Below are 260 nucleotides of genomic sequence, written 5' to 3'. Positions count from 1 at the left end.
CTCTATGGATATAGAGAAACGTAGAGGAATTACTGTCCGGGCTTCTACGACATCTATTATCTGGAATGGAGTGAAATGCAATATCATTGACACTCCGGGACACATGGATTTTATTGCGGAAGTGGAGCGGACATTCAAAATGCTTGATGGAGCAGTCCTCATCTTATCCGCAAAGGAAGGCATACAAGCGCAGACAAAGTTGCTGTTCAGTACTTTACAAAAGCTGCAAATCCCGACAATTATATTTATCAATAAGATTG

At 41.2% G+C, this 260-nt stretch carries 1 protein-coding gene; it reads left to right on the top strand.

The window, feature by feature from the left end:
- Positions 1-260: GTP-binding protein (locus tag G1H19_RS22385; protein ID WP_163638904.1), on the top strand; the 260-nt coding region annotated here is incomplete at both ends.

Source organism: Goekera deserti (genome assembly GCF_010685995.1).
In the GTDB taxonomy this organism is placed as follows: Bacteria; Actinomycetota; Actinomycetes; order Mycobacteriales; family Geodermatophilaceae; genus Goekera; species Goekera deserti.
Note: the sequence above shows the minus strand (reverse complement) of the source record. Positions and strands in the feature narration are given on the sequence as shown.